We start from the raw sequence: 4,256 nt of genomic DNA on the forward strand, positions 1-4,256 counted from the left end.
CCGCGCCGCCCGCGTGCGGGACGGCGGACCGGCCCGCGCCCACCGGAACCGGGCCCGCCGGATACGGGCTGCCGGGCTGCGGGCTCCCGGACGGGATGACCCTCAGGGGGTTCCGGGCCGCCGTCGCGGTGTGGTCACGTTCTTTTCACGGTGGGGCGGTCATGCCGAGTCCGACCTTGCTCGGAGCCAGAGAAGAAGATCATGCGTCACAAGCGATTCTTCGCGCTGCTCGCGGTGCCGCTCGGTGCCTCGTTCGCACTGCTTCCGAGCGGATCCGCGCAGGCTGCGGATGCCTCGCCCTCGGTCCTGCCCAGCCAGTTCCGTCAGGTGACCGCCGGGTTCCCCAACAACCGGCTCACGGGTTCGGGGTTCGCCGGCTTCGGCCCCGTTCACATCATCGAAGGCGGGCGGGGCTTCGCGGACACGAACGCCGGTGCGGGCGGCAGCTTCTCGATCTCGGGCACATTCACGGCACCGTCCTACATCGCGCAGGACGTGGCCACGGGGAAGAGCGCCGTCTGCAACAACCCGTTGAGCACTACCCCGCCGAAACCGAACCCTGACCCGGAATCCACGGGCAAGACTCCCTTCCGGACCGGGTTCGACGCCGGCTTCAAGGAGGGCGAGGACGCCTGTCCCGCAGGGCGCCGGGCCCGGCAGCAGCAGGGGCTCACCGCCGCCGATCAGGACTTCCTGAACGGTTTCTCAACAGGCGTCCAGAGCGCGACGACCCTGTTCTGCGGCCCGGCCGGGCAGGGTGGGGGCGGAGCTCGCTGACGCCGGACGGCCCGCGCGGGGACATCGGGAGATCCGGCGTCCCCGCGACGGACTGAGGAACGGGCCCCGGCGCCGGTCCCGTCCCCCGGCCCCGGCCCCGGGCACCGCGCGCCGCGAGGGCGATCCTGAGGAGTGCGGTCACGGCTCCGGCGGCCACCGCGGTCCAGAGGGAGACGGCGACGTCGGGCACCCAGTTCGCGAGCTGCCCCGGACCCATTCGGTCCGCGACCAGGGCCAGGGCGATCAGGGGCGCCCCGCCCGCGAGGCACCAGAGCACGGTCGAAACGGTGCGGCGCGACGCGGCGGCCGGGCGGCGCAGGAGCAGGGCCGAGCGGCCCGCCGCGAGGACCAGGGCCGCGGCCGGCACGGTGGTTCCCCACACCGCCCAGTGGTAGAGGGACGGGGAGGCACCGCCCTCGGGTGCCCGGCCGTCGGCGAGGATGCGGGCGGCGCCGAAACCGATCTCCATGACGGCCTCGTCCTGGAGGAGTCCGTACAGGTTCTGTTCGAGGACGAGGGCGAGGTTCCGCTCCGGCAGCAGGAACAGCATCGCCGAGTAGCCGGGGGTCCCGCCCGTGTGCCAGACGGCGTCGTCGAGCGGGCCGTCGAGCCCGCCGACCCGCCAGCCGAGCCCGTACCCCGTGCCCGCGCCGTCGGCGGTCCTGTTCCCCTCGCGCATCAGCCGCACGGACTCGGGGGTGAGCACGGTGCGGCCGTCGGCGGTCCTGCCCTGCCGGAGCTGGAGCGAGGCGAAGGCGGCGAGGTCGTTCAGGTCGCCGCCCAGGTAGCCGTAGGACGCGCCGCCGTCGTCCACGCCGTCGGCGATCGCGGCCGGTCGGCCCCACAGGTACTGGTGCCCCGGCGCCAGGTTCCGCCGCCGCGCCGAGGCCCGGTCGGCGATGGCCCCGTCCATGCCCGCCGGGTCGAGCACGGACCGCCGGAGGTGTTCGGCGAAGGGGCGGCCGGTGACGGACTCGACCACGGCGGCGAGCACCAGGTAGTTGGCGCTGGTGTAGGCGTACCGGGTGCCGGGCGGGCCGAGCGGTCGTACGTCGTCCAGCGCGCCGACGCGCTCCGCCGGGCGCGGGCAGTCGGCGTCGAAGCAGTCGGCGACCGCGAAGGTGGCCGACCCGGGCAGGCCCGCGGTCTGGGCGAGCAGGTGGCGGACCGTGACCCGGGAGGCGTGCCCGGGGCCGCCGAACCGGAAGTCCGGCAGATGGTCGACGACCCGGTCGTCGAGGCGGAGCCGGCCGTCCTGCACGAGCGTCAGCACGGCGGTCGCGGTCACCGGCTTGGCGACCGAGCCCCACAGGAACGGGGTGTCGGCCGTGACCGGATCGCCCCGGCCGTCGCTCCCCCAGGACCGCCGGTGGACCGGCCCGTCGGGGCCGACCACCGCGTAGGAGACCCCGGGCGCCCCGGTGGCCCCCATCCGGCCCCGGACGTAGGAGTCGATCGCGGCGAGGCGCTCGGCCCCGACCGGCGCCGCGGGGCCCGTGGGCGCGGCCCCGGCCGGGGCGGCCGGTACGCACAGGAGCAGGAGGAGCAGGCAGAACAGCTGGGTGGCCGTGGACGCGGCGGCCCGTCGTGAGGAAAAGCGCATGGGGTTCCCCCGTCGTCCCGCCGGGCGGCGGGCTGGATAACCGTATGGCGATATGGTTTTTACCGTACGGTGATACGGTTATCAAGTGCCGAGAACTTCCGATCACGAGGAACGCCGCCGCCAGATCGCCGTCGCCGTCCGCGCGCTGATCGCGGATCGCGGGTTGGACGCCGTCACCGTCGCCCGTACCGCCGCCGGGGCCGGGATGTCGGTCGGGCTGGTGCAGCACTACTTCCGCACCAAGGACGAGATGCTGCTCCACGCGTTCGGCGAGGTGAGCGCGGCCATCCGGCGGCGGGCCGACGAGCGCATCCGGGCCGGGATCGAGCACCGCCGGCCCATCTCACAGGTGCTGGCCGAGGCGATGACCGAGTTCGTCCCGCTGGACGAGACGCGCCGCACCGAGTTCCGGGTCACCCGGGCGTTCGCCGGGCGCGCGCTGGACAACCCCGCCCTCGCCGCGGTCGACGTCGAGACCGCCCGGCGACTGCGCGAGGACATCGCCCGGGCCGTGCGCAACGGCAAGGAGTGCGGCGAGGTCGAGGAGGAACTGGACCCGTGGCCCGCGGCCGTCCGCCTCGCCGCCGTGACGGAGGGGCTGGCCATGCAGGTCTACCGCGACCCCGCCGGGGTGAACGGCGTGCCCGCGGCCGAGCTGTGCGCGTCACTGATCGCCGCCGAACTGGCCACCGTCTTCACCGGGGAGTGCCGCCAGTACACCGCCGGGAACGACACCGGGGCCGCCGGCGCCTGATCGCGTCGACGGCCCCGGCCGGGTCCGGATCCGGCCTCAGCCGGTCGCGAGGAGGATCGCCAGCAGCACGGCACCCACCACCGCCGGCACGATCACCTCGTACGCCCAGCGCACCGACACGGCCGACTCCGCACCCTCCGCCGAGGAGGCAGCCGAGGCGGCGGAGGAGGTCGCGGACTTCGCACCCGCCCCCGCGGACTTCGCACCCTCCTTCGCGCGCGCCGCCAGTTCCCGCAGGTCCGCCATGGTCTGGTCGGCCGTCGCCGTCCGGGCCTTGGTGTCGCGGACGTCGGCGGTCACGGACGTACGGTCGTACGGGTCGTCCAGCGAGCGCCGGGACTGCTGCCGGGCCGCCTTCTTCCGCTGCCGCAGCGACACCGGCACCGCCCACAGCTGGTACTTGGCGCCGCCCTCGGTGAACAGCTCGCTCGAATACCCGGCCCGCAGGTCGGCGACCTCGGTCCACGGCATGGCGATCGTCCGGAACGGGTTGCGGATGCGGATGCGCTGCTCGTTGGCGAACACCACGGGCCGCAGCGTGAACGCGACGATCAGCGGCACCGCCGTCAGCGCCCCGGCCAGCGCCAGCCACGGCACCCGGCCGCTCCCCCGGAACAGCGCGTCCCCGCCGATCCAGCAGATGAGCAGGAGCAGCAGAACGCCTCCGACCATCCCGGCGGGCGAGCGGAAGGTCCGGTCGGCGTAGACCGGCTCGGCGGGCGGTGTGGGGCTCGTCATGGGCCCGATTCTGCCTGACGGTCCCGAGCGGCGCCGGGGCGGCCGCCCCGTACCGCGCACCCGCGGCCCCGCGCACCGCCCCGCACCTAGGCAGCGTCCGGCGGATCTTGTGACTGTCGGATTGCTGACTCGTTGTGTCTGGCATGGGGCGGGGCGATCTGACGAATGCCGAGTGGGTCCGGCTGGAGCCGCACTTGCCGGCGTCGGGGCTGCGTGGAGGACGGTGGAACGACCACCGCAGAGTGATCAACGGGATCTTGTTCCGGGTCCGGACGGGTATACCGTGGCGGGACCTTCCCGAGCGTTTCGGCAGCTGGAAGACCGTTTATGAACGGCACCGGCGCTGGTCGGCGGACGGCACGTGGGACCGGATCCTGTGTGCCG

The 4,256-nt window shown here is 74.2% G+C and carries 5 protein-coding genes; 3 read left to right on the forward strand and 2 right to left on the reverse strand.

What is annotated here, in order from left to right:
• Positions 1 to 201: 201 nt before the first annotated feature.
• Positions 202 to 777: a hypothetical protein gene (locus EAO76_RS43055; RefSeq protein WP_148841650.1), complete on the forward strand. Its 576-nt coding sequence runs from the start codon at positions 202 to 204 to the stop codon at positions 775 to 777.
• Here EAO76_RS43055 and EAO76_RS43060 read toward each other — a convergent pair.
• Positions 671 to 2,380: a serine hydrolase gene (locus EAO76_RS43060; protein ID WP_148841651.1), complete on the reverse strand. Its 1,710-nt coding sequence runs from the start codon at positions 2,378 to 2,380 to the stop codon at positions 671 to 673. The genes EAO76_RS43055 and EAO76_RS43060 overlap by 107 nt on opposite strands.
• Before the next feature lie 85 nt (positions 2,381 to 2,465).
• Here EAO76_RS43060 and EAO76_RS43065 point away from each other — a divergent pair, with 85 nt between their 5' ends.
• Positions 2,466 to 3,134 (forward strand): TetR/AcrR family transcriptional regulator, encoded by a 669-nt coding sequence (locus tag EAO76_RS43065; protein ID WP_148841652.1) that lies wholly within the window; start codon positions 2,466 to 2,468, stop codon positions 3,132 to 3,134.
• Positions 3,135 to 3,170: 36 nt separating this feature from the next.
• Here the strand turns inward: EAO76_RS43065 and EAO76_RS43070 are convergent, their stop codons facing one another.
• The gene (locus EAO76_RS43070; RefSeq protein ID WP_148841653.1) at positions 3,171 to 3,872 is read right to left on the reverse strand and encodes a PH domain-containing protein; all 702 of its coding nucleotides are present in this window, start codon (positions 3,870 to 3,872) and stop codon (positions 3,171 to 3,173) included.
• Between the two features lie 143 nt (positions 3,873 to 4,015).
• On the opposite strand from EAO76_RS43070, the gene EAO76_RS43075 reads away from it, so the two are divergent.
• A partial coding sequence (locus EAO76_RS43075) for a transposase (RefSeq protein WP_148837962.1) occupies positions 4,016 to 4,256 on the forward strand: 241 nt, incomplete at its 3' end.

This window comes from Streptomyces sp. sk2.1 (genome assembly GCF_008120935.1).
In the GTDB taxonomy this organism is placed as follows: domain Bacteria; phylum Actinomycetota; class Actinomycetes; order Streptomycetales; family Streptomycetaceae; genus Streptomyces.

Excerpts from the sequence above, each read along its gene's own strand:
- EAO76_RS43055 (WP_148841650.1), top strand. The coding sequence starts at position 202 with ATGCGTCACAAGCGATTCTTCGCGCTGCTCGCGGTGCCGCTCGGTGCC.
- EAO76_RS43060 (WP_148841651.1), bottom strand. The coding sequence starts at position 2,380 with ATGCGCTTTTCCTCACGACGGGCCGCCGCGTCCACGGCCACCCAGCTG.
- EAO76_RS43070 (WP_148841653.1), bottom strand. The coding sequence starts at position 3,872 with ATGACGAGCCCCACACCGCCCGCCGAGCCGGTCTACGCCGACCGGACC.